21 protein-coding genes are annotated in these 24,300 nt (G+C 63.6%); 16 read left to right on the top strand and 5 right to left on the bottom strand.

The annotated features are described in order from the left end of the window. The first annotated feature begins 50 nt into the window (after positions 1-50). The 7 genes from HT051_RS08530 (at position 51) to HT051_RS08500 (ending at position 5,539) form a co-directional block, all read left to right on the top strand. A complete protein-coding gene (locus HT051_RS08530; RefSeq protein WP_174541640.1) occupies positions 51-1,466 on the top strand; it encodes a pyruvate dehydrogenase complex E1 component subunit beta in 1,416 nt (471 codons plus the stop codon). Between the two features lie 9 nt (positions 1,467-1,475). Next, on the top strand, positions 1,476-1,955 hold the full coding sequence (locus HT051_RS15045) for a hypothetical protein (RefSeq protein ID WP_208454297.1): 480 nt from the start codon (positions 1,476-1,478) through the stop codon (positions 1,953-1,955). Beyond that, positions 1,952-2,902 (top strand): 2-oxo acid dehydrogenase subunit E2, encoded by a 951-nt coding sequence (locus tag HT051_RS08520; protein ID WP_174541639.1) that lies wholly within the window; start codon positions 1,952-1,954, stop codon positions 2,900-2,902. Before HT051_RS15045 ends, HT051_RS08520 begins: the two co-directional genes overlap by 4 nt. An 8-nt stretch (positions 2,903-2,910) precedes the next feature. Continuing rightward, the gene (locus HT051_RS08515; RefSeq protein WP_174541638.1) at positions 2,911-3,504 is read left to right on the top strand and encodes an N-acetyltransferase; all 594 of its coding nucleotides are present in this window, start codon (positions 2,911-2,913) and stop codon (positions 3,502-3,504) included. Between the two features lie 137 nt (positions 3,505-3,641). Further along, entirely contained in the window at positions 3,642-3,890 is a 249-nt protein-coding gene (locus HT051_RS08510; protein WP_174541637.1) for a GlsB/YeaQ/YmgE family stress response membrane protein, read from the top strand. A gap of 23 nt (positions 3,891-3,913) precedes the next feature. Further along, positions 3,914-4,876 carry a lipoyl synthase gene (gene lipA, locus HT051_RS08505; protein ID WP_174541636.1) on the top strand — a complete coding sequence of 321 codons (963 nt, stop codon included), beginning with the start codon at positions 3,914-3,916 and terminating at the stop codon, positions 4,874-4,876. A gap of 186 nt (positions 4,877-5,062) precedes the next feature. Further along, positions 5,063-5,539 carry a type II toxin-antitoxin system RatA family toxin gene (locus HT051_RS08500; RefSeq protein WP_174541635.1) on the top strand — a complete coding sequence of 159 codons (477 nt, stop codon included), beginning with the start codon at positions 5,063-5,065 and terminating at the stop codon, positions 5,537-5,539. Positions 5,540-5,759: 220 nt separating this feature from the next. Here the strand turns inward: HT051_RS08500 and HT051_RS08495 are convergent, their stop codons facing one another. Continuing rightward, positions 5,760-6,281, bottom strand: coding sequence for a CinA family protein (locus HT051_RS08495; protein WP_246810031.1), 522 nt, complete (start codon positions 6,279-6,281; stop codon positions 5,760-5,762). Then, positions 6,274-7,479 carry a bifunctional 2-C-methyl-D-erythritol 4-phosphate cytidylyltransferase/2-C-methyl-D-erythritol 2,4-cyclodiphosphate synthase gene (locus tag HT051_RS08490; protein WP_174541634.1) on the bottom strand — a complete coding sequence of 402 codons (1,206 nt, stop codon included), beginning with the start codon at positions 7,477-7,479 and terminating at the stop codon, positions 6,274-6,276. The genes HT051_RS08495 and HT051_RS08490 overlap by 8 nt, the downstream gene beginning before the upstream one ends. Positions 7,480-7,807: 328 nt before the next feature. Here HT051_RS08490 and HT051_RS08485 point away from each other — a divergent pair, with 328 nt between their 5' ends. The 7 genes from HT051_RS08485 (at position 7,808) to HT051_RS08455 (ending at position 18,337) form a co-directional block, all read left to right on the top strand. Beyond that, positions 7,808-8,800 carry a nitrogen regulation protein NR(II) gene (locus tag HT051_RS08485; protein WP_371740571.1) on the top strand — a complete coding sequence of 331 codons (993 nt, stop codon included), beginning with the start codon at positions 7,808-7,810 and terminating at the stop codon, positions 8,798-8,800. A 3-nt stretch (positions 8,801-8,803) separates the two neighbouring features. Next, on the top strand, positions 8,804-10,246 hold the full coding sequence (ntrC, locus tag HT051_RS08480; RefSeq protein ID WP_174541633.1) for a nitrogen regulation protein NR(I): 1,443 nt from the start codon (positions 8,804-8,806) through the stop codon (positions 10,244-10,246). A 170-nt stretch (positions 10,247-10,416) separates the two neighbouring features. Then, positions 10,417-12,981, top strand: coding sequence for a PAS domain-containing sensor histidine kinase (locus HT051_RS08475; protein ID WP_174541632.1), 2,565 nt, complete (start codon positions 10,417-10,419; stop codon positions 12,979-12,981). Further along, positions 12,971-14,359 carry a sigma-54 dependent transcriptional regulator gene (locus HT051_RS08470; RefSeq protein WP_174541631.1) on the top strand — a complete coding sequence of 463 codons (1,389 nt, stop codon included), beginning with the start codon at positions 12,971-12,973 and terminating at the stop codon, positions 14,357-14,359. The genes HT051_RS08475 and HT051_RS08470 overlap by 11 nt, the downstream gene beginning before the upstream one ends. Before the next feature lie 147 nt (positions 14,360-14,506). Beyond that, complete coding sequence (gene hfq / locus HT051_RS08465; RefSeq protein ID WP_174541630.1) at positions 14,507-14,761, top strand: RNA chaperone Hfq; 255 nt, start codon at positions 14,507-14,509, stop codon at positions 14,759-14,761. After that, a complete protein-coding gene (gene hflX / locus HT051_RS08460) occupies positions 14,762-16,165 on the top strand; it encodes a GTPase HflX (RefSeq protein ID WP_371740570.1) in 1,404 nt (467 codons plus the stop codon). Between the two features lie 192 nt (positions 16,166-16,357). Next, positions 16,358-18,337 (top strand): acyl CoA:acetate/3-ketoacid CoA transferase, encoded by a 1,980-nt coding sequence (locus tag HT051_RS08455; RefSeq protein ID WP_174541629.1) that lies wholly within the window; start codon positions 16,358-16,360, stop codon positions 18,335-18,337. A 51-nt stretch (positions 18,338-18,388) separates the two neighbouring features. On the opposite strand, the gene mazG is transcribed toward HT051_RS08455, so the two are convergent. The 3 genes from mazG to HT051_RS08440 all read right to left on the bottom strand — a co-directional run bounded on the left by mazG (position 18,389) and on the right by HT051_RS08440 (position 21,559). Then, complete coding sequence (gene mazG / locus HT051_RS08450) at positions 18,389-19,225, bottom strand: nucleoside triphosphate pyrophosphohydrolase (RefSeq protein ID WP_174541628.1); 837 nt, start codon at positions 19,223-19,225, stop codon at positions 18,389-18,391. A 209-nt stretch (positions 19,226-19,434) separates the two neighbouring features. Further along, positions 19,435-19,818 carry a GFA family protein gene (locus HT051_RS08445; protein ID WP_174541627.1) on the bottom strand — a complete coding sequence of 128 codons (384 nt, stop codon included), beginning with the start codon at positions 19,816-19,818 and terminating at the stop codon, positions 19,435-19,437. Between the two features lie 235 nt (positions 19,819-20,053). Continuing rightward, on the bottom strand, positions 20,054-21,559 hold the full coding sequence (locus HT051_RS08440) for a leucyl aminopeptidase (RefSeq protein ID WP_246810030.1): 1,506 nt from the start codon (positions 21,557-21,559) through the stop codon (positions 20,054-20,056). A 264-nt stretch (positions 21,560-21,823) separates the two neighbouring features. On the opposite strand from HT051_RS08440, the gene lptF reads away from it, so the two are divergent. Next, on the top strand, positions 21,824-23,077 hold the full coding sequence (gene lptF, locus HT051_RS08435; protein WP_174541625.1) for an LPS export ABC transporter permease LptF: 1,254 nt from the start codon (positions 21,824-21,826) through the stop codon (positions 23,075-23,077). A gap of 8 nt (positions 23,078-23,085) precedes the next feature. Beyond that, positions 23,086-24,192 carry an LPS export ABC transporter permease LptG gene (gene lptG / locus HT051_RS08430; protein WP_174541624.1) on the top strand — a complete coding sequence of 369 codons (1,107 nt, stop codon included), beginning with the start codon at positions 23,086-23,088 and terminating at the stop codon, positions 24,190-24,192. The last annotated feature ends 108 nt before the right edge of the window (positions 24,193-24,300 follow it).

Raw genomic sequence — 24,300 nt, 5'->3', positions numbered from 1 at the left:
CCTCCCATGACCGTCCTCTGTTCTTTCCATCGCGCGAGCTAGGCTGATCCATGTCGCACCAGGTTCTCATGCCGGCATTGTCTCCCACCATGGAGGAGGGGACCCTCGCCAAATGGCTGGTCGCCGAGGGCGATGCGGTGAAGACCGGAGACGTCATCGCCGAGATCGAGACCGATAAGGCCACCATGGAGGTGGAGGCGGTCGACGACGGCAAGCTCGGCAAGATCCTGGTGCCGGAAGGCTCCGAAGGGGTGAAGGTCAACACCCCCATCGCCGTGCTGCTGGAAGACGGCGAAGACGAAAGCGCCATCGCCGCGGCGGAAGCGAAAGCCCCGGAGCCTGAGCCCGCGCCCGAACCGAAGCCAGCCGAAGCCAAGCCGCAAGCCGAGCCAGCCGCGCAGCAAGCAAAGCCCGAAGCTGCCGCCACGCCGCGCCCCAAAGCCGAGATCGCACCCGATCCCGACGTGCCGCCCGGCACCGACTATGTCGAGCTCACCGTGCGCGAAGCCCTGCGCGACGCCATGGCCGAGGAGATGCGCACTGACCCGGATGTGTTCCTGATAGGCGAGGAGGTCGCCCAGTATCACGGCGCCTATAAGGTCTCCCAAGGCCTGCTGGAGGAGTTCGGCGAAAAGCGCGTGCTCGATACGCCGATCACCGAATACGGCTTTGCCGGCATCGGCGTCGGCGCCGCCTTCGCCGGGCTGAAGCCCATCGTGGAGTTCATGACCTGGAACTTCGCCATGCAGGCCATCGACCACATCGTCAATTCCGCCGCCAAGACCCATTACATGTCCGGCGGCACCATGCATTGCCCCATCGTGTTCCGCGGACCCAACGGCGCCGCCTCCCGCGTCGCCGCCCAGCACAGCCAGGATTACTCGGCCTGGTATACCCATGTGCCGGGTCTGAAGGTGATCGCCCCGTTCGATGCGGCCGATGCCAAGGGGCTGCTCAAGGCGGCGATCCGCGATCCCAATCCGGTGATCTGCCTGGAGAACGAGATCCTCTACGGCCATAAATCGCCGGTGCCGCAGCTCGACGATTGGGTGCTGCCCATCGGCCGCGCCCGCATCCTCCGCCCCGGCAATGACGTGACGCTCGCCTCTTACGCTCGCGGCCTCACCTACGCCTTGGACGCCGCCGACACGCTGGCGGGCGAGGGAATCGAGGCGGAGGTGATCGATCTTCGCTCGCTTCGCCCCCTCGATCTGGAGACGGTGCTTGGGTCCCTCGCCAAAACTCACCGCCTGGTCGTCGTGGAGGAGAGCTGGCCGGTCTGCTCCGTCGGCTCGGAGCTTTGCGCCCGCGCCGCGCAAGAGGGCTTCGACGATCTTGATGCGCCGCCCACCCTGGTCGCCGGCGCCGATGTGCCCATGCCCTATGCCGCCAATCTGGAGAAGCTGGCTCTGCCCTCGGCGGAGAAGGTGGTCGCCGCGGCCAAGGCGGTCGCGTATCGGAGCTAGGAGGCAGCGATGAGCGAAAGCGACGACGCGCTGGACCAGGCGATTGCCGCCAATCTTGCGGCCTGCCGCAGATTCGACGATTTCGAGCGCGACGAGGCCGCCTGGGACGAGATCTGGGAGGGCAGCTTCGCCATCCTGGTCGACTTCAAGAAAGCCGTGCTGCGTATCTTCGAGCTCGATCCGCGCCGCTCGGCGCTTTATGGCGAATTTCCCGAGCTGCTCGCCGCGGCATGCGATCCGCAGCAGCCGATCCTCTACGATCCGGTATTCCGCGAGTTCGGCTATCCCGTCTTCGACGGCGGGCCGTCCTATATAACCATTCCCTTCGACCCCTGGACCGGCAAGACCCTGCCGGCCTCGCTCCGCGACGCCTTCATGGACGAAGCCGAGAAGCGCTTCGGCCCGGATGTCGGCCTGCTCGATCCGAAGATCGACACGCTGCCCAAAGAGTTCCATAGCGAAGCCTGGTGGGTGGAGCGGGGCCTATGAGCACGGACGGACGGATCCAAGGCGGCAACAAAGGCAGCAACAAAGCCGGCAACCGCATCGTCGCATCGCCCTATGCGCGGCGCCTGGCGAACGAGCGGCAGATTCCGCTGGCCGCGCTCTCCGGCTCCGGCCCGCATGGCCGCATCGTCGCCCGCGACGCGCCCGAACATGCCGAGGCCGCCGCGCCCGGACCGTCGGGCATAAGCGGCATGACGGATAAGGAGATCTTCGCCCTTTACGAGCCGGATAGCTACGAGCTCGAGCCCCACAGCACCATGAGCCGGATGATCGCCGAGAAGCTGACCATGGCGCAGGCGACGGTCCCGCATTTCTATCTCAGCGTCGATTGCCAGATCGACGAGCTGCTGAAGACCCGCAAAGAGGTCAACGCCAGATCGCCTGCCGAAGGACCGGAGAAGTTCCGCGTCTCGGTCAACGACTTCCTGATCAAGGCCATGGCCATGGCGCTGGCGAAAGTGCCCGAAGCCAACGCCACCTGGGCCGAAGCGGGCCTCTTGCGCCACGTCCATGCCGATATCGGCGTTGCCGTGGCGCTGGAAGAGGGTGGGCTGCACACTCCGGTGGTGCGCCAGGCAGAGCTTAAAGGCCTCAAGGAAATCTCTATGGAAATGAAGGACTTGGCCCATCGTGCCCGGTCCAAACGCCTGGCCCCGCACGAATATCAGGGCGGCGTCACCTCGATCTCCAATCTCGGCATGTACGGCATCCGCCGCTTCTCCGCGGTGATCAACCCGCCGCAGTCCAGCATCCTCGCCGTCGGCCGGGCCGAGCGCCGTGTCGTACCGGTCTGCAACGATGTCGCCACCCGCACCGTCATGGCGGTGACGCTGTCCTGCGACCACCGGGTGATCGACGGCGCGCTGGGGGCAAAGCTGCTTGGCGCTTTCAAGACTTACGTCGAAGACCCGGTCCTGATGCTGCTTTAGAGGTGCCCGTGGACAGCCATCCGCAAGCCAGCTTTCGGCCCGCGAAAATCGGCGATACCGCGTCGCTCGCCGTGCTGGTCGATATCGCCGGCGAAGGCCTTGCCGCCTATCTCTGGGGCCAGCTGAAAACGCCGGGACAGTCGATCCTGGAGGTCGGACGCGAGCGCGCCCGCCGCGAGGAGGGCGGTTTCTCCTACCGCAACGCGACCCTGGCCGAGATCGGCGGCGAGACCGCCGGTGCGCTGATCGGATACCGCCAGCCCGACCCGTACGACACCGGCGACCTCAGTGAGCTGCCCGAATTCCTGCAGCCCTTGCTGCAGCTGGAATCCCAGGCACCTGGCTCCTGGTACGTCAACGTGCTCGCCGTCTTTCCCGAATTCCGCCGCCTCGGCCTCGGCAAGGCACTGCTCGACATCGCCGACCAGAAGGCCTGGGAGAGCAACGCATCCTCGCTCTCCGTCATCGTGGCGAGCTGGAACGAGGAGGCTTCAAAGCTCTACGCGCGCGCCGGCTTCCGGCTCGAGGCGGAAGAAGAAGCCATTCCCTTCGCCGATTTTTCCCATCACGGCGCCTGGCAGCTGCTGGTGAAAGCGCTTTGAATGCCCAAATCACGGCAAGTCATAGCAAGTCGCAGATTAAGCCTGTGCGTTGCCGTGGCGCTTCTTACACCGCAAGCCCGAAGCGCCTATAGTGGCGCCGAAGGCGTCAGGGTCTTCGATCTACTGGGGAGGTAGCAATGGGTCTTGGAGTTGGCATTATCGGGATGATCGTCATCGGCTTGATCGCGGGCTATATCGCGGAGAAGGTGACGGACAGCAATCACGGTCTTCTGACCAATCTGGTGGTCGGTATTATCGGCGCGCTGATCGGCGGCTTTCTCGCCCGCGCCATCGGCCTCGATTTTCAAGGTTTCCTCGGCGCGCTGATCGTCGCCACCTTGGGCGCCATCCTGTTTCTCTTCGTTTGGCGCAAAATCCGGAGCTAGCTTGAAAGGAGCCATGAGCGACCATGGCAACGCTGATCGACACGATCGGAAACGACAAACGGCGGCCGCGTCATCCTGAGAAGGCGCGGCTGCCCGATACCCCGGTGCTGCCCAAGCCGGACTGGATTCGCGTACGCGCCCCGTCCGGGCGCACCTTCACCGACACCCATAAGATCGTCCACGGCCACGGCCTCAGCACGGTCTGCGAGGAGGCCGCTTGCCCGAATATCGGCGAGTGCTGGGACAAGCGCCACGCCACCTTCATGATCCTCGGCGAGATCTGCACCCGCGCCTGCGCCTTCTGCAACGTGGCGACCGGCAAGCCGGGCCCGCTGGATCGGAGCGAGCCGGAGCGGGTGGGGGATGCGACCGCCGATCTCGGCCTGCACCATATCGTCATCACCTCGGTCGACCGCGACGATCTTAGCGACGGCGGCGCGGCGCATTTCGCCGCCACCATCCGCGCCATCAAGGAGAAGGCGCCGGCAACCACCGTCGAAGTGCTGACCCCGGATTTCCGCCGCAAAGAGGGGGCGCTGGAGACCGTGCTGGCGGCCGAGCCCGACGTCTTCAACCACAATCTGGAGACCGTGCCCTCGCTGTACAGGCCGATCCGCCCCGGCGCCGATTACCGCCACTCCCTGGCACTGCTGAAGCAGGCCAAGCAAATCAGCCCCACGGTGTTCACCAAGTCCGGCATCATGGTCGGGCTCGGCGAGACGGCGGCGGAAGTCATGCAGGTGATGGACGATATGCGCCAGGCCGATATCGACTTTCTAACCATCGGCCAATATCTCCAGCCCACACGCAAACACGCCAAGATCGACCGCTATGTCAGCCCGGCGGAATTCGAGAGCTATAAGCAAGAGGGCTATGAGCGCGGCTTTTTGCTGGTGGCCTCCAGCCCCTTCACCCGCTCGTCCTTCCATGCCGGCGAGGATTTCGCCCGCCTGCAAGCGGCCCGCAATGCGAGTCTTGCGGAATAACGGCGAGGCCGCCGTTTGGAGATACGCCGCATTATTCTCAGCGTCATGCCCGGCCTTGAGCCGGGCATCCAGGACGGAAAACGCAGTGCAAGCGGCCCCTGGATTACCGGGTCAAGCCCGGCAATGACGGGGGAAGAAAAATCAGACATGCAGCAAATGAGAACGAAGACGCGCTAAACCTCCGCTATGCATACCTACGAAGTCATCCATCATGTCGGCCATTCGGCGCAGGACATGTTCAATCTCGTCGCCGATGTTGAGAAATACCCGCTTTATCTGCCGCTCTGCGAAGAGCTGAAGATCACCAAGCGGGAGACGCGCGAGGGCAAGGAGGTGCTGATCGCCAAGATGGTGGTCGGCTATAAGCTGATCCGCGAGAGCCTGACCACCGAGGTGGTGCTCGATCCGGAGAACCGCCAGATCCTGGTGGAGTATCTCGACGGGCCGTTCTCCTTCCTGGAGAACCGCTGGCGCTTCGTCGAAACCGACCAGAAGACCTGCGATATCGATTTCTACATCCGCTACGCGTTCCGCTCGCGCATGCTGGAGAAGCTGATGGGGGGGTTGTTCGCCAAGGCGGTGGAGCGATACACCGCGGCCTTCGAGGAGCGCGCCGACAAGGTCTATGGCGCGCCGAAATTCGCCCCGCGCCCTGTCGCTTAGACAAGTGTCTTACTTCTCCCCGCTGGGGAGAGGTCGGTCCAAAGGACCGGGTGAGGGGGGGGAGAGGACTGTATCGACAGCTCGTCTTCCGTCATTGCCGGGCTTGACCCGGCAATCCAGAGCGACCCGCCGGGAGATAACCGCCCCTGGATGCCCGGCTCAAGGCCGGGCATGACGAGGGAAGGGACGAGCCGCCCCCAACAAGCCATATCCGTTCCGGCTAAACCACCGAGCGTAGCAGCTTCAGCGCCCGGTCGACGCTGAGCGAGCGCACCTCCGAGCGGCCCGCATCGCCGAACAGCGCGCGTTCATGCTTGGGATTTTCGCCCCGCTTGGCGGCGGCGAAATAGACCAGCCCCACCGGCTTTTGCGTCTCCTGGCCGCCGGGCCCGGCAATACCGGTCACCGACAAGGCGATATCCGCCAGGCTCCGCTCGAACACGCCTTCCAGCATGGCGGCCGCCACCGGCTCGCTCACCGCGCCTTCGGCGTCGATCAGCTCCGCCGGCACGCCGAGCATCTCGGTCTTCGCCGTATTGGAATAGGTGACATAGGCCCGATCCAGCACATCGGACGAGCCGGGGATCGCCGTCAGCGTGCCGGCGACCAGCCCGCCCGTGCAGGATTCGGCGACCGAAAGCTTCAGCCCCGCGGCCCGGCAGGCTTCCAGCACCGCCTTCGCCTCGGCCCGCAGCGTCTCGCCGATCTCGACCGATTCTTCGCAGTCCAGTTCGCTATACAAGATTGAGCATCACCGTGGCCATCGCCGCGATGCCTTCTTCTCTACCGATCGGGCCCAACTTTTCATGGGTCGTGGCCTTCACCGCTATACGATCCAACGGCAGTCCCAAAACTTCCGCAATGCGTCCGCGCATCGCATCGCGATGCGGGGAGATCTTGGGACGCTCGCACAGAACCGTAACATCCACATTGAGGATTTCACCATTTTTGGCCTTCACCCTGGCCAAGGCATCTTCGAGGAAGGCCACGGAGTCGGCGCCGCGCCAGCGCGCGTCGCTGGGCGGGAAATGCAGCCCGATATCGCCGTCGGCAATGGCGCCGAGCAACGCATCGGTGATCGCATGCAGCACCACATCGGCATCGCTATGGCCGACCAGCTGCTTGTCGCTCGGGATCGCAACCCCGCCCAAGATCACCCGATCGCCGGGCTCGGTCCGATGCACGTCATAGCCCGACCCGACACGCAATCCCGATACAGTGCCGCCGCCCGACAGCATCGCCTCCGCCATGATGAAATCCTCAGCCGTCGTGAATTTTCGGTTGGCCTCGGCGCCTTCCACCTGGGCCACGTCCAGCCCGTACCATTCGGCGATCGAGGCATCGTCGGTGAAGTCGCCGCCGAGCGAGACCGCCGCCCGGTGCGCTTCAAAAATCGATTTGAAATGAAAGCCTTGCGGCGTTTGCGCCCGCCACAACCCGGCCCGGTCGACGGTCTCGGTGACGATCCCGTTCTTGCCGCGCTTCAGCGTATCGGTCACCGCCAGACAGGGCAGGGCGCCGGTATGGGCATCCAAACTGTCGATCACCCGCTGGATCAGCGCCGCATCGACGAAGGGCCGGGCCGCATCGTGGATCAGCACCTTGTCCGGATTTGAGGCACTCAGCGCCTCCAGCCCGGCGCGGACCGAATCCTGCCGCGTCGCACCGCCTTCCACCGGCGGCAGCAGCCCGCTGCCGAATTCCCCGACAATTCTCTCGTAATGGGCGGCATCCTGCTCGTGGATCACCACCAGAACCTGGTCGACGCGCGGGTGGTCGACAAAGGCTGCAATGGAATAGGCAAGCAAGGACCGCCCGTCCACATCGCGATATTGCTTGGGCACTTCGCCGGCCGCGGCTTCCGTCTCTGAAGGTGCCCCCGTACCGGGACTTGCCCGGCGGCCGCGCCCCGCGGCCACGATCAAAGCTGCGATAGTCAAGAATTTGGCCTCACATAAGCCGAAAAACGGCGATCAAACAGATTGTCGCATCGCTGCATCTCACATGTTGCTCTGCGGAACAAACCTGCGTATGTTGCACAATTAAAGTTCACCGGGATCATTTGCGCAAAAAATGTGCACGTAATAAGAGATAGGTCGAGGAGGAAATATCCTTTTGAAGGCCTTGGAGAAAGAACCAGTTTCCCGCCCATCATCAACAACCTTCCAGTTCGAGGCTCTGCTTGGCGCTCTCCCGCATCCCTTGCTCGTGGTTGGCGAGAATCTTCAGCTCGAATATGCCAATAGCGCAGCGGAAGATTTCTTCCAAATGAGCTTGGCCGTGCTGTGCCGCCATAAGCTCGATGAGGTTGTCGCTTTCGGCAGCCCGGTGATCTCGCTCGCCGAGCAGGTGCAGCGCACCGGCAGCACGGTCAACGAATATGGCGTGGAGCTGTCCTCGTTCCGCTTCGATTCCCCGAAGCTGGTCGACCTCTATGCCGGCCCGGTGCCGGACAGCCCCGGCCGCGCTCTGATCATGCTGCAGCAGCGTAGCATCGCCCAGATGATCGAGCGCCAGCTCAGCCATCGCGGCGCCGCACGTTCCGTCTCAGCACTCGCCGCTATCCTTGCCCACGAAATCAAGAATCCGCTTTCGGGCATTCGCGGCGCGGCGCAGCTCCTCGAGAGCGATATGAACGAAGCCGACCGCACCCTGACCCAGCTGATCTGCAACGAGTCGGACCGCATCCTGAAGCTGGTCGACCGGGTGGAGATCTTCGGCGACGAGCGCCCGCTGGACCGCGAGCCGGTCAACATCCACGACGTGCTCGACCATGTGAAGCAGCTGGCGCAGAACGGCTTCGCCAAGAACATCAAGATTGTGGAGAATTACGACCCGTCCTTGCCGCCGGTCCCGGGCGACCGCGACAAGCTGGTGCAGGTCTTCCTCAATCTGATCAAGAACGCCGCCGAAGCCATCGGCGCCGATCGCACCGACGGGCAGATCACCCTGTCCACGGCCTACCGGCCGGGCGTGCGGCTTTCCGTGCCGGGCAGCCGCGCCAAGGTCGCCTTACCCTTGGTCATCTCGGTGGAGGATAACGGCAGCGGCATCCCCGCCGATCTCCGCCCGCATCTTTTCGACCCCTTCGTCACCACCAAGCAGAGCGGATCGGGGCTCGGGCTCGCCCTCGTCGCCAAAATCATCAACGATCACGGCGGCATCATCGAATGCGATTCCCGTCCCAACAGCACGATCTTCCGCGCTCTGATGCCGGCAGCCGAACCCGGTGCCGCTCAACCCACACAAGAACAGGAATAAGCCATGGCGAAAGGAAACATCCTTATCGCTGATGACGACGCAGCGATCAGAACGGTCCTGAACCAGGCTTTGGCCCGGGCCGGATATACGCCGCGCGCCACCGGCAACGCCTCCACGCTGTGGCGTTGGATCTCCCAAGGGGAGGGCGATCTCGTCATCACCGATGTGTTGATGCCCGATGAGAATGCGTTCGAGCTGATCCCGCGGGTGAAGAAGCTCCGTCCCGAGCTTCCCGTTATCGTCATGAGCGCCCAGAACACCTTCATGACCGCGATCACCGCAACCGAGCGCGGCGCTTACGAATATCTGCCCAAGCCCTTCGACCTCAACGAGCTGGTCTCGGTGGTCGGCCGGGCGCTCGCCGAGCCGCGCCGCAAGGCGCAGCGCGTCGGGCCGGAGCATGCCGAAGGCCTGCCGCTGATCGGCCGCAGCCCGGCGATGCAGGATATCTACCGGGTGCTGGCCCGGCTCACCCAGACCGACCTCACCGTGATGATCACCGGCGAGAGCGGCACGGGTAAGGAGCTGGTCGCCCGCGCGCTGCACGAATACGGCAAGCGCAAAACCGGCCCGTTCGTCGCCATCAACATGGCCGCCATTCCGCGCGAGCTCATTGAATCGGAGCTGTTCGGCCATGAGAAGGGTGCCTTCACCGGCGCCCAGAACCGTCATATCGGCCGCTTCGAGCAGGCCGAGGGCGGCACCCTGTTCCTCGACGAGATCGGCGATATGCCGATGGAGGCCCAGACCCGTCTCCTGCGCGTGCTGCAGGAGGGCGAATACACCACCGTCGGCGGCCGCACCCCGATCCGCACCAATGTGCGCATCATCGCCGCCACCAATCGCGACCTGAAACAGCAGATCGACCAGGGCTTCTTCCGCGAGGATCTCTATTACCGGCTGAACGTCGTGCCCTTGCGCCTGCCGCCCTTGCGCGAGCGCCTGGAGGACATCTCCGATCTGGTGCGCCACTTCCTGGCCACCGCGGAGAAGGAGGGCCTGCCGCCCAAGACCGTGGAGCCGGCGGCCATCGAGCGGCTGAAGCGCTATCATTGGCCCGGCAATATCCGCGAGCTGGAGAATCTGGTGCGGCGGCTTTCGGCCATCTACGCCCAGGACACCATCACCGGCGACATGATCGAGGCCGAGCTCACCACCACCACGCGGCCGCCCTTCGCCGATCCGTCCGAACAGCCGAGCGATCTGTCCGAATCCGTGGAGCGCTTCCTCTCCGATTACTTCATGGGATTCGGCCAGGACCTGCCGCCGCCCGGTCTCTACAACCGCATCCTGCGCAAAGTGGAGTTCCCGCTGATCACCGCCGCGATTACCGCAACACGCGGCAATCAGATCCGTGCCGCCGATCTTCTTGGCCTCAATCGCAACACTTTGCGTAAAAAGATCCGCGACCTCGGCATCAAGGTGATCCGCACGCCGGGCAGTTAGAGGCTTGCCGCTCGTCTTGCAGTCGGACCCGCTTATCCCCAGATATCGGCCCTGGGATGTGATTTTTCCGCGTCTAGTCGCCAAAGCGCCACAATGTGATCTTAATGCACCAGGGCGGTGCGCTTCGGCCACAGCGACGCTGAAAGCCTCTAGCAATGTCCGGGGGAGCGGTGAGTAGCGTTTTCGACAGCCTGCGCAAAGCCTTGGCGCGACGAGCCGGCGGTTCGGACACCTCCTCCAAGGACCGCACCGGCAACGACAGCGCCAAGAAGAAGCACGGCACAAAGACGGCTGACGCGCCGAGCGACGAAGCCGGCGCATCTGGCGTAGCGGAGTCCATCGCCAGCGACGCCGACCCTCTGGAAGAGGAGGCGCCCGCGGCCGCATCGCAAGGCCGCAAGCGCTGGAGCCGGCGGCGCATCACCTTCACTGTCGGCCTCGTCATCATGGTGCTGTCCCTGTGTTCGGGACTTGCCACTTATCTGATCCTCACCGGCCTCACGCCGATCGTGCCGACCCATACCGTTGTGGTCGGCGTTCTGCTGATCAACGCCGCCCTGGTGCTGGCCATGGTGGCCATCCTCGCCTGGCAGGTCACTGGGCTGTGGAAGGCGCGGCGGAGGAAGGCGGCGGGCGCCCAGCTTCTGATCCGCGTCGCCGGGCTGTTCAGCGTCATCGCCGTGGCGCCGGCCATTCTGCTGGCGATCTTCGCCTCGATCTCGCTCGACCGCGGTCTCGATCACTGGTTCTCCGACCGCACCAAGTCGATCATCCAGAACTCCATCGACGTCGCCACCGCTTACCTGCAGGAGCACGGCCAGGTGATCCGCGCCGACACGCTCGGCATGGCCAAGGATATCGACGAGGCGGTGGGGCTGGTCCGCTCAAGGCCGCAAGGCTTCGGCAATTTCCTCACCGCGCAAGCCGCGATCCGCTCTATTCCCATCGCCTATCTCATCGACGAGAAGGGCAAGATCCTCGCCACCGCCTCCACCTTGCCCGACTTCCCCTATCGGCCGCCGCCGCAGCAGGCCATGGACCTTGCCAAGAAGGGGCAGGTGATCGTCATCGCGCCAGGCCACACCAATATGGTCGGCGCGCTGAAGAGCCTGGACAATTTCAACGACACCTATCTCTACGTGATCCGCCCGGTGAATGCGAAGGTGCTCACCCAGCTGCGCCAGACCCGGGCCTCCGTTGCCGAATATCAGGTGCTGGAGCAGCGCCGCGCCGGCGTGCAGGTCGCCTTTGGGCTGATGTATGTCGCCATCGCGCTCACCTTGCTGCTCTCCGCCATCTGGATCGGCATGTGGTTCGCCGGCCGCTTGGTTGCCCCGATCGGCAAGCTGATGAGCGCGGCGAACCAGATCTCCGAGGGCAATCTCGACATCGAGGTGCCGGTCAATCCGGCCGATGGCGACCTCGCCACCCTCGGCACCACTTTCAACACCATGGCCTCGGAGCTGAAGAGCCAGCATGACGAGCTGGTCGGCGCCAACTCCAAGCTGGACGAGCGCCGCCGCTTCATGGAGGCGGTGCTCTCATCCGTCACCGCCGGCGTCATCGGTGTCGATCTGGAAGGCGCCATCACCCTGGTGAACCGTTCCGCCGAGACCTTGCTCGACCTCAAGGCCAAGGGCGTCATGGGCAAGCCACTGGCCAAGATCATCCCGCAATTCGGCCCCTCCCTGAAGCGGGCCCAGCAGAAGCAATCGCGGCGGCTGATCACCGATCAGATCACGCTGCGGGTCGGCGACCAGGAGCGCTATTTCGCCGTCCGCGTCACCTCCAAGGGCGCCGGCAAGACCATGGAAGGCTATGTCGTCACCTTCGACGACATTACCGAGCTGGTCAGCGCCCAGCGCTCCACTGCCTGGGCCGACATCGCCCGGCGCATCGCTCACGAGATCAAGAACCCGCTGACCCCGATCCAGCTTTCCGCCGAGCGCATCCGCCGCAAATACGGCGATAGCATCACCAAGGATCGCGAGATCTTCGAGCAGTGCACCGACACCATCATCCGCCAGGTCTCCGATATCGGCCGCATGGTGGATGAGTTCTCCGATTTCGCCCGCATGCCGAAGCCGGTGATGGAGCCCCACGATCTGCGCGAGATCCTGCGCGAGGCGATCTTCCTGTTCCAGGTCAGCCGGCCGGAGATCGATTTCGAGGTCGAGCTGCCCGACGAGCCGGTGATCGCCAATTGCGACCGGCGGCTTCTGTCCCAGGCCCTGACCAATCTGGTGAAGAACGCTTCCGAAGCCATCGACAGCGCCTTCGAGGCCGATCCCGAGCGCACCGAGAAGGGCAAGATCACCGCCAAGCTGGACGTGCCCAAGGGCGACCACATCCAGATCACCGTGATCGACAATGGCTGCGGCCTGCCGGAAGAGAACCGCCAGCGCCTGGTGGAGCCCTATATGACCACCCGCACCAAAGGCACGGGGCTCGGCCTTGCCATCGTCCAGCGCATCGTGGAGCAGCACGGCGGCACGCTGTTCCTGTCCGATGCCCCCAAGGACAAGTCCAAGGGCAAATCCAAAGACAAATCTGAGGACAAATCGGAGCAGGGCAGCGCCGCCCGCGGCGCGGCGATCCGCATCGATCTGCCCATCGTTGAAACCGAGGAGGCGGCCGAGGAGCCCCCGGCCCAATCACAGAGCAGCCCCGCGACCAGCGACGAAAGTCAAGCGGAGACCGCCAAGGAGAAAGAGGGAGTGACCGATGGCGTCTGACATTCTGGTTGTCGACGACGAAGCCGACATCCGCGAGCTGATCTCAGGCATTTTGGAGGATGAGGGCCACGAGACCCGCCTCGCCAAGGACAGTGACGAGACCCTGATCGCCATCGAAGAGCGGCGCCCCAGCCTCGTCATCCTCGATATCTGGCTGCAGGGCTCCAAGCTCGACGGGCTGGACCTGCTTGACCGTATCAAGGATGCCCATCCCGATCTGCCGGTGATCATCATCTCCGGCCACGGCAATATCGAAACCGCCGTCGCCGCCATCAAGCGCGGCGCCTACGACTATATCGAGAAGCCGTTCAAGGCCGACCGGCTAGTGCTGATCGTCGCCCGCGCGCTGGAAGCCTCAAAGCTGCGCCGCGAGAACCGCGAGCTGCGCGAGAAGAGCGCCCATTCCAACGATATGGTCGGCCACTCCGCCGCCATCACCCAGCTCAAGCACGCCATCGAAAAGGTCGCGCCCACCAATAGCCGCGTGCTGATCACCGGGCCCTCCGGCGCCGGCAAGGAGCTGGCCGCCCGCGTTCTGCATATGAAATCGGCCCGCGCCGAAGGCCCGTTCGTGGTGATGAACGCCGCCGCCATGGTGCCGGACAGGGTGGAGCTGGAGCTGTTCGGCACCGAGGAGGGGAGCGGGCCCCGCAAGGTCGGCGCGCTTGAAGAGGCCCATAAGGGCACGCTCTATATCGACGAGATCGCCGATATGCCGCTGGAGACGCAAGGCAAGATCTTGCGCGTCCTGGTCGAGCAGCGCTTCCAGCGCATCGGCGGCGGCCCCAAGGTGCATGTCGATGTCCGCATCGTCTCCTCCACGGGCCGCGATCTGCAGAAGGAGATGGCCGCAGGCAATCTTCGCGAGGATCTCTATCACCGCCTCAACGTGGTGCCGATCAAGGTGCCCTCGCTTTCCGAGCGCCGCGACGACATCCCCGAGCTGATCCGCCATTTCATCGGCCAGATCTCCAACGCCTCGGGACTTCCGCCGCGCACCATCGGCGAGGACGCCGTCGCCGTGCTGCAATCCCACGACTGGCCCGGCAATATCCGTCAGCTCCGGAACAATGTGGAGCGGCTGATGATTCTGGTCGGCGGCGGGCCGGAAACCATCATCACCGCCGAAATGCTGCCCGAGGAGATCGTTTCCCCGGTCCCTCTTTCGGTGAACGGCGGCGGCGAGCATCTGATGTCGCTGCCGCTGCGCGATGCCCGCGAGATTTTCGAGCGCGAATATCTGCTCGCCCAGGTCAATCGATTCGGTGGCAATATTTCCCGCACCGCCGAGTTTATTGGCATGGAGCGTTCCGCGCTGCACCGCAAATTGCGCGCCCTCGGGGTTAATTCATCCGACCGAAACGCCGCGGTTCGCTAGGCGAAAACCACCATCCTAGAGTCAGCAAGAGACAGTCTTCTCTTGCGGATTCGGCCTTCCTTCGCGTCTAATGGCGCGTCTAGGGAGAGAGAGACAACAAGCCCAGCAAATTGGGCTCAAGCCAAACCAAAAGGGACGGGGAAGCCCATGGCAGCAGAGCGCGCGCAAAGCCTTCAGGACACGTTTCTCAATCATGTCCGGAAGGCAAAAACCCCCCTCACCATTTTTCTGGTGAATGGCGTTAAACTTCAGGGGGTTGTGACTTGGTTCGATAGTTTTTGCGTCTTGTTACGCAGGGACGGGCACTCACAATTGGTCTATAAACACGCGATCTCAACGATCATGCCAGGCCAGCCGGTCCAGCTCAGTGATATCGGCGAGGCGGAAAGCGCAAACGAGTAATTGCGGCGAACCGATCCGAGACGTTTAGAGCAAGGCGAATCGCGCCGGGGTGAGGAAGACCGCGCCCCGGGCGAGATTCTTCGTGCCTTGGTGCTGACGCCTGTGCTGCCGCCCCGGCCCGATAAGGACGGGCATCCGGCACCGGAAATTTCCCAACGTCTGCCCGAGGCACGGCTGGAAGAAGCCGTCGGCCTGGCGCAAGCCATCGACCTTGACGTGAAGGAACAGGGCCTCGTGCCGGTGCCCCGGCCGCGGCCCGCAACGCTGTTCGGCGCCGGCAAGGTCGAGGAGATCAAGGGCCTCGTCCGCGCCTCGGAAATCGACCTCGTGATCGTCGATCACGCGCTCACTCCCGTGCAGCAACGCAATCTGGAGCGCGCCTGGGACGCCAAGGTGCTCGACCGCACTGGGCTGATCCTGGAGATCTTCGGCCGCCGCGCCCGCACAAGGGAAGGGCGGCTGCAGGTGGAGCTCGCCCATCTCACCTATCAGAAATCCCGTCTGGTCCGCTCCTGGACCCATCTGGAGCGCCAGCGCGGCGGTGTCGGCTTCCTCGGCGGGCCGGGCGAGACCCAGATCGAGGCCGACCGCCGCATGATCCAGGAGCGCATCACCGCCATTAAGGGCGATCTCGCCCATGTGAAGCGCACCCGCGAGCTGCACCGCAAATCCCGCCAACGCGTGCCGTATCCGACGGTTGCCTTGGTCGGCTACACCAATGCCGGCAAGTCCACCCTGTTCAACCGGCTGACCGGGGCGGAAGTTCTGGCCGAAGATCAGCTCTTCGCCACCCTCGACCCCACCATCCGCGCCATCCGGCTTCCCGGTGGCTCCAAGGCCGTGCTGTCCGATACGGTGGGCTTCATCTCCGACCTGCCGACCATGCTGGTGGCCGCCTTCCGCGCCACGCTGGAGGAGGTGGAGGAGGCCGATCTGATCCTGCATGTGCGCGATATCGCCGATCCCGACAGCGCCGCCCAGCGCGCCGACGTGCTCGCCGTCCTTGCCGAGCTGGGTCTCGATATCGAGTCCGATCCCGACCGGATGCTGGAGGTGTGGAACAAGATCGATCTTCTCGACGCCGGACGCCGCCAGGAGGTGCTGAACCAGGCACCGCGCGATCAGGCGCGCCCCGTGCTGATCTCGGCCATGAGCGGGGAGGGGCTCGATGCCCTGCTCGCCGAGATCGAAGCCCGGCTGAATGCCGCCCGCGAGAGCCTGCATATCAAGCTCGGCCCCGAAGAAGGCCGGCTGACCCACTGGATCTACGAGAATTGCGAGGTGGTGGAACGCACCGAGCTCGACGAAGGCGTTGTCGATCTCGGTATCCGCGTGGCCCCCGAAAAGCGCCAGCGTCTGGATAAGCTGGCCGGGCCGGAAAGACTGCTTCCGGCTGCCGAATAGCGGCGAAAACATGGCCTCATCATGTCGCACCCCTGGCGCTGGGCGACGGTGACCACTTGAGCCGACAGGCAAATTCCGGCTATGAGTTTCGGTTCCGCCGCTCGCGGTTGGGATCAAAACACGCCGCAATGCGCTCAATTCGTGTCGTTTTGAGCGAAAAACCCTGCGGAAGCCCTGGGAAACGCCTTCGACATGAACAAAAACAAGGTCATCACGGCCGATCAGGCCATCGCCCTTATCAGCGACGACGACGTGATCTGCACGACCGGTTTCGTGCAAAGCTGTATCCCCGAAGCGCTGCACGCGGCGCTCGAGAAGCGCTACGTAGAGACGCAGTCCCCTAAGGATCTGACGTTGATCATGTGCGCCGGCGCCGGCGACAGCAAAGGCCTCGGCACGGGCCGGCTGCATCATGAAGGGCTCTTGAAGCGGGTCATCGCCGCCAATTTCGGCCGTATGCCGAAAGTGGCCGAAGCAGCGACCGACAATAAGATTCAGGGCTATAACCTGCCGCAGGGCGTGATCTCCAAGCTCTACCGCACCTGCGCCTCCGGCCAGCCGGGCCTATTCTCCAAGGTCGGCCTGCATACTTACGTCGATCCGCGTCTCGGCGGCGGCAAGGTCAACGACATCACCACCGAGGACATCGTCGATCTGGTCCATGTCGAGGGCACGGACTGGCTGTTCTACAAGGCGACCCCCATCGACGTCGCCCTGATCCGCGCCACCTCCGCCGATCCGTCCGGCAATCTCTCCATGGAGAAGGAAGCGCTGACCCTGGACACCATGGCCCAGGCCATGGCCGCCTATAACAATGGCGGCGTCGTCATCGCCCAGGTCGAGCGCATCGTCGAGCAGGGCTCCATCAAGCCGAAGGACGTCAAGGTTCCCGGCATCCTGGTGGATTGCGTGGTGGTCGCCGAAGACCCCGAAATGCACCGCATGAATTACGGCGTGATGTACGACCCGGCCCTGTCCGGCGAGATCCGGGTGCCCGTCGATGCGATCCCGAAAATGCCGCTCGATGCGCGCAAGATCATCGCCCGCCGCGCCGCTTTCGAACTGCCGATGAACGGCGTCATCAATCTCGGCGTCGGTGCGCCGGACGGTGTCGCCTCGGTCGCGGCCGAAGAGCAGGTGAGCACCTATCTCACCATGACCACCGAGGCCGGCGCGCTTGGCGGCGTGCTCGCCAGCGGCTCCAGCTTCGGCTCTTCGGTCAATGCCGACACCATCATCGACCAGAACCAGATGTTCGATTTCTACCATGGCGGCGGTCTCGACCTGACCTGCCTCGGCATGGCCGAATGCGACGAGCAGGGCAACGTCAACACCTCCCGCTTCGGCGGCAAGCTGAACGGCTGCGGCGGCTTCATCGACATCTCGCAGAACTCCCGCGCCGTGGTCTTCGTCTCAACCTTCACCGCCGGCGGGCTGAAGGTGGAGATCGACGACGGCAAGCTGGTCATCGCCCAGGAGGGCAAGTTCCGGAAATTCGTCAAATCGGTGGAGCAGATCACCTTCGCCGGCAAATACGCCGCCGAGCAGTCTCAGCCGGTGCTCTATGTCACCGAGCGCTGCGTGTTCCAACTCACCCCCGAGGGGCTGGAGCTGATTGAGGTGGCGCCGGGCATCGATATCGAGCGCGATATTCTGGCCCATATGGATTTCAAACCGATCATCCATAAGCCGGTGCCGATGAACCCGCGCCTGTTCCTCGACAAGCCGATGAAGCTGCTGGACGATCTGCTCAACCTCAATCTCTGCGAGCGCGTCTCCTACGACCCGGACCGCAATATCCTGTTCCTCAATCTGGAGGGCTGGAGCGTGCGCAAGCCTGCCGATGTCGACGATCTGCAGAAAGTGCTGGTCGACGCCTCCAAGAAGGCGGGCAAGCGGGTCAATGCCGTGGTCAACCACGATGGCTGCCGCATCGCCGGCGACCTCTACGACCGCTACGCCGAGATGATCGACTACATGCTGAAGCACTACTATGCGTCCACCACGCGCTACACCACCTCGGCCTTCATGCGCATGAAGATGCAGGAAGCGCTCAGCAAGCGCGGGCTGCAGCCGCATGTCTTCGAGAAGAAGGAAGAGGCCCATGCCGCGCTCGGCACCGGCACGGCCGAAAAGTCGGCCGAGAAAGAGCTGGAAAGCGCCCCGAAATAGGGCGCCGCGGCTGCCGCTTCAGCCGGAGGATTACGAGCGGAGGAGGGGCTTCTAAGCCTTCTCCTCCCGCTTCGCCGCATCCCATAGCGCGTCCATCTCTTCCAGCGAGACCTCCTCGGCGCGCTTACCGTCCGTCTTCAGCGCATCCTCGATGAAGGTGAAGCGGCGGATGAATTTCCGGTTGGCGCCGCGTAAAGCGGCTTCCGGATCGACCTTCAGATGCCGGGCCAGATTGGCCATCACGAAGAGCAAGTCGCCGAGCTCTTCTTCGATATGCGCCCGGTCGCCGCTCGACGCCGCCTCCTTCAGTTCGCCGATCTCTTCCTCCGCCTTATCGAACACGAAGCCGAGCGCCGGCCAGTCGAAGCCGACCCTAGCGGCGCGGTTCTGCAGCTTCACCGCGCGGGTGAGACCGGGCAGCCCGGCCGGCACGTCGTCGAGCAGGGAAGGGACCCCCTCGCCCGGTTTTACCTTCGCCGCTTTCTCGGCGGCCTTGATCTCCTCCCAGCGGCGCGAGCCCTCGAAGCTGTCCCGGAGCGAGGGATCCTCGAACACATGGGGATGCCGGCGCACCATCTTGGCGGCGATCGCGTCCGTCACATCGTCGAAATCGAAGCGGTTCTCTTCGGAGGCCATCTGGGCGTGATAGACGACCTGCAGCAGGAGATCGCCCAGCTCGTCCTTCAGCTCTTCGAATTCGCCGCGATGGATCGCGTCCGCCACCTCGTAGGCTTCTTCGATGGTGTAGGGCGCGATGGAGGCATAATCCTGCTTCACGTCCCAAGGACAGCCGGTCTCCGGATCGCGCAGCCGCGCCATGATCGCGCGCAGCGCCGCCAGCGTGTACCGGCCGGCCGCGTCTTTTTCGTGCTCAGTCTCGTCCGCCATTTTCGATCTCGATCCGTGGAAGAAGAAAACCAGGCTGCAGCTACATACGGAACCCAATCGCGCCGTCCGCTCCATCTAGCGGCAGAGCGTTTTTCGCGCCCCCAGCAATAGGTTACGCCGTGAGGGGAGAAAATGACGTCAAGCAGGGGGCGCCGTTGTCCCCCGCTTCCCGCCATACCGCCAAAGGGCAGGGCAAGCCCCCTACTTACTCAGAACCGCTGCATCTGCGGCAGGCCATCGGTGATCTCGTAATAGTCGCCTTTGTCTTTGACGAAGATGTGCTTTTCGAGCTTGAGCCCAGTCGGCGCATCCAGACAGCCTGCGGCGATCGCAATCTCGTCCTCGTCATTGAGGCGATAGAACAGGTTCGAGCCGCAAGACCGGCAAAATCCGCGCTTAGCAAAGTCGGAAGAGGCGTACCAGGCGAGGCTTTCGTCATGAGAGAAGTGCAGACCCGCCATCGGCGCATGGGTGACAGCCCAAAGGTGACCGCTCAGCCGCCGGCACTGGGTGCAATGGCACGCCGTCACCGTCCCACTGACCGTTTCCACCTCGAAGCGAACCTTGCCGCACTCACATCGGCCGCTGAGCATCTCCAACCTCCAAATCGTGTAGGGGTTTGCAATTGCTGGCGAAAACGCCGCGAGGGCGCCCAGAGCAGCCCATATCCGAAATTCGCATAAGGTATATTATGGAAAATATTGGCTTATGCGCATCTGGGCAGTTCGCCGTCTTTGTCGTGCCGACGGCGCGCCGATAAGCGCGCCGTCACGTCCCCCTCTTAGGACGCCCATTTCGGCGCCCCCTCTCGAACCCGCTTCTGCGGCCTTACTTCTCGTAGTGATCGCGCACCAGCTGGTCCAGCAGCCGCACGCCGAAGCCCGAGCCCCAGCTGCGGTTCACATCGGTGTCGCCCGACGCCATGCCGGTACCGGCGATGTCGAGATGCGCCCAGGGCGTCTCCGGCTTGACGAAGCGCTGCAGGAACTGCGCGGCGGTGATCGACCCGCCCCAGCGTCCGCCGGTGTTCTTGATGTCGGCCACCTTGGACTCGATCAGCTTGTCGTATTTCGGACCGATGGGAAGCCGCCACAGCTTCTCGCCGGTCTCCTTGCCGGCCTGGATAAGCTCGTCGGCCAGCGTGTCGTTATTGGAGAACAGGCCCGCATGCTCCTTGCCGAGCGCCACCATGATAGCGCCGGTCAAGGTGGCGAGATTGATCATCGCCTTCGGATTGAACTTGTCCTGGGCGTACCAAAGGCAATCGGCCAGCACCATGCGCCCTTCCGCGTCGGTGTTCAGCACCTCGATGGTGGTGCCAGACGCCGCGGTCACCACATCGCCCGGCCGCGTCGCCTTGCCGTCGGGCATGTTCTCCACGATGCCGATCACGCCGACCGCGTTGACCTTGGCCTTGCGCGCGGCGAGCTCCTGCATCAGACCGACGACGCAGGCCGCGCCCGCCATGTCGCCCTTCATGTCTTCCATGCCGGCGGCAGGCTTCAGCGAGATGCCGCCGGTGTCGAACACCACGCCCTTGCCGACGAAAGCGATGGGAGCGCCCCCCTTCTCGCCGGCGCCGTTCCATTTCATCACCACCACGTGGCTCGGCTCTTCGCTGCCCTGCCCCACGGCCAGCACCGCGTTCATGCCGAGACGCTTCAGCCGCGCCTCGGTCAGCACCTCGACCTCGACGCCGGCCTTGGTCAGCTCCTTGGCACGCTTGGCGAATTCCGGCGGGGTCAGCACATTGGCCGGCTCGTTGACCAAATCGCGGGCGAGCATCACCCCCTCCCCCAGCGCCTTCTCCTTCTGGAAGGCCCGCTGCGCGGCGCGCGGATCGGCGCAATGGATCACCACTTTCTTCAGCACCGGCGCCTTGGGCGCGTCTTTCTTCTGCGACTTGTACTTCTTGAAGCTGTAGCTGCGCAGCATGGCGCCGAGCGCGAATTGCGCCGCATGCTCCGGCGAGACATCGCCGCGCACCGTCTGCAGGAAGACATGCACCGCCGGGGCTTCCTTGCCGGTCACCGCGCCGCGCACGGCGCCGCCGAGATTGAGCCAATCCTCGCCGCTCATGTCGGCGGGCTTGGCCAGCCCGGCCAGCACGAGGCGCGCCGCCTCGATCCCCGCCGGAGCGAGCAGATCCACCGAGCTGCCCGGCTTGCCCTTGAAATCGGTGAGCTTCGCCGCCTTGGTCAAAACCCCTTTGGATTTTTTGTCGAATTCCTTGGCGGCGGGGGTCAGTTTGGGCCCCTCCTCCGCGAAGACGATGACGGTCCCGTCGGCACGGGCGGTGAAACTGGCAAAAGAAATGGCGGTTTGATCTGTCACTTGCTGCTCCATGGATGCCGCATATAGAAGACTCCAGAGTGGCCCTGGAGGTCGCATTTGAGTAAACACGGACCGGCGCCGGATGGTGCCGGCCCCTCCCCCGCGGAACATTGATGCAAATGCGCAACAGCGGCAAGGATTGTATAGTGGCGGTGGTACCGGCTGCCGCAGTGGAAAGCAAGCCGCAGCGCTGGCCGAATTTCCGCCATTTTACCCTGTGCTTATCGGACTTGGCGCGTCCGGTGGGGGTTCGCAAGCGAGAGCTTGCGAAGGGGATTCGGGCCGTCTGACCCGGGGATTTGCGACATTAATATTCCGCTCGCCATACCGGCCTTTGCGCCGCTGTTCAGCCGTTATGTCTTCAAGCAGGTCTTGAATGCCTTCGCGCTCATCCTGCTCACCCTGACGATGATCGTCTGGATGGCTATGGCGTTGAGACAGCTGGACTTAATCACCTCGCAAGGGCAAGGCTTCATCCTCTTCCTGAAGATGACCCTGCTCTCTCTGCCGAGCCTGATCAGCCTGATCGCGCCCAACGCCGTGCTGATGTCGGCGCTCTATACGCTCGACCGCATGAACAGCGACAGCGAGATCATCGTGATGACGGCGGCCGGCGCCACCATCTGGCGCATCTGCTCCGCCTTTCTGGTCTTGGGGGTGCTGGTTTCGATCGGGATTTTGATCATCAACCTCTACATCTCTCCCATGGCGGTGCGCGCCCTGACCAATCTGGTGACCCAGGTGCGCACCGATCTGATCTCGCAAGTGTTGCAGCCGGGCCGGTTTTCCAGCCCCGAGCAAGGCCTCACCTTCCACATCCGCGACCGCGACAAAAACGGCGATCTGCTCGGCCTCCTGGTCTATGACGAGCGCGATCCGGGTAAGGTGATGACCTATCTCGCCGAGCGCAGCCGCATCCTGAAGCGGGGTGACGATTCTTATCTGGTGATGTTCGACGGCGAAGTGCACAGCGCCGACGCCAAGGAAAAAGAAAAAGGCGCGCAGATCATCGCTTTCGACCAGTACATGATCAGCATTGCCGACTTCGCACCCCCCGGGAAGCGTAAGAAGAATGTAAAGCCTCGCCAGCTATACTTGGGAGAGCTTTTAAATCCAGAGCTTGACCCGAAGCAGGTGGACGGAGGGTTGGGGAAGATACGGTCGGAGCTTCATGAGCGGCTTTCATCGCCCCTTTACCCCTTCCTCTTCACATTGATTGCGGTGACTTTTTTGGGTCACGCGCGAACAACGCGCCAGGGTCGCTGGGGGCAGATTATGCTCGTTGTCGGGATATGTGTGTCTTTGAGGTTAGCCGGCATCACAATGACGAACCTTGTGGCCCTGAATCCATGGGCGGCCGTACCGCTTTATGCTATCCCGATAGCGGCGATTCTCGTTGCGGCATGGGTCGCACACGTTAGAATGCAGCCAGAACTGCGATCCAAATTAAGCTGGGACGTTAAGTTCCAGCCAGCAAAGATAAAATACTGGTTCGCACGGGGGATAAAGGCAAAGTGAGAGCGCAGATGCCAGGCATCAGTGCAGCAGGGACGCTTGCGCGCTATTTTTCGGTGCGTTTCCTGGTGGCAATGGTGGCGATGTTCGCCCTTTGCTGCCTGCTGATCTTCTTTGTCGACTTCATCGAGATGCTTCGGCGCGCTGGTGACTACAGCGGCGACGTTTCTTCTGGCGTTTTGCTGGGGATCACCTTGCTGCGCATGCCGTCTTTCTCCGAACTCACCCTGCCCTTCGCCGTTCTGATCGGCACCATCGTGGTGTTCCTGATGCTGAGCCGGTCGTCGGAATTGGTGGTGGTGCGCGCCGCCGGCATCTCCGTCTGGCAGTTCACCCTGCCGGCGATTTTGGTCGCCTTCACGCTCGGCGTGATTTTCGTGCTCGCCTACAACCCCATCGCCGCCGCGTCCCGCGCCAAAGCGGAGGAGCTCTACACCTCGGCCTTCGGCAAGGACGAATCCCTGCTCACCAGCAGCAAGGGCGGCGCATGGCTGCGCGAGGACGGCGTCGACGGCCCCTCGGTCCTGCATGCCTCCCGGGTGCTGCGGCAGGGGCTGGAGCTGCGCAGCGTGACGGTGTTCCAATACGACCACGACAACAATCTGCTGGAGCGTATCTCCGCCAACCGTGCGATCCTCAAGCGCGGCCGCTGGGAGCTGGAGAATGCCCTGGTCAGCGCCGTCGGCCAGGAACCGGCCCAGCACGAGCGTTATCTGCTCAGCACCTATCTCTCCCCCACCCAGGTGCGTGACAGTCTCGGCACTGTGTTCTCGATCTCGTTCTGGGACCTGCCCAACTTCATCGAGATTGCCGAGCGGGCCGGCCTTCCGGCCACCCAATACCGGGTGCAGTACCAACTGCTGCTGTCCCGGCCGTTCCTGCTTGCCACCATGGTTCTGATCGCCGCCACCTGCTCCTTGAGCGCCTTCCGCTTCGGCAGCGTCCAGCTCCAGGCTGTCATCGGGCTTGCCGCCGGTTTCGGCTTCTTCGTGTTTTCGGAGATCTCGCGCAACTTCGCCATGTCCGGACTGACATCGGCGGTCGCGGCCGCGTGGGTGCCGGTCATCATTACCGCAAGCCTCGCCCTCACCGTGCTCTTGTACAAGGAGGACGGGTGATGGCGCTTAGACACCCAGTCAGGTACCAAGCCGTACGCCAAATGCCGCGTATCGCAAGCCGGGCCCTGCCCGGCCTTGCTGCGTCTAAGGCAGGCCGTTTCGCGTGTG

This window comes from Methyloligella sp. GL2, assembly GCF_013341275.1.
Classification (GTDB): domain Bacteria; phylum Pseudomonadota; class Alphaproteobacteria; order Rhizobiales; family Methyloligellaceae; genus Methyloligella.
The sequence above is the reverse complement of the archived record's forward strand: the minus strand, read 5'-3'. Positions and strand labels throughout refer to the sequence as shown.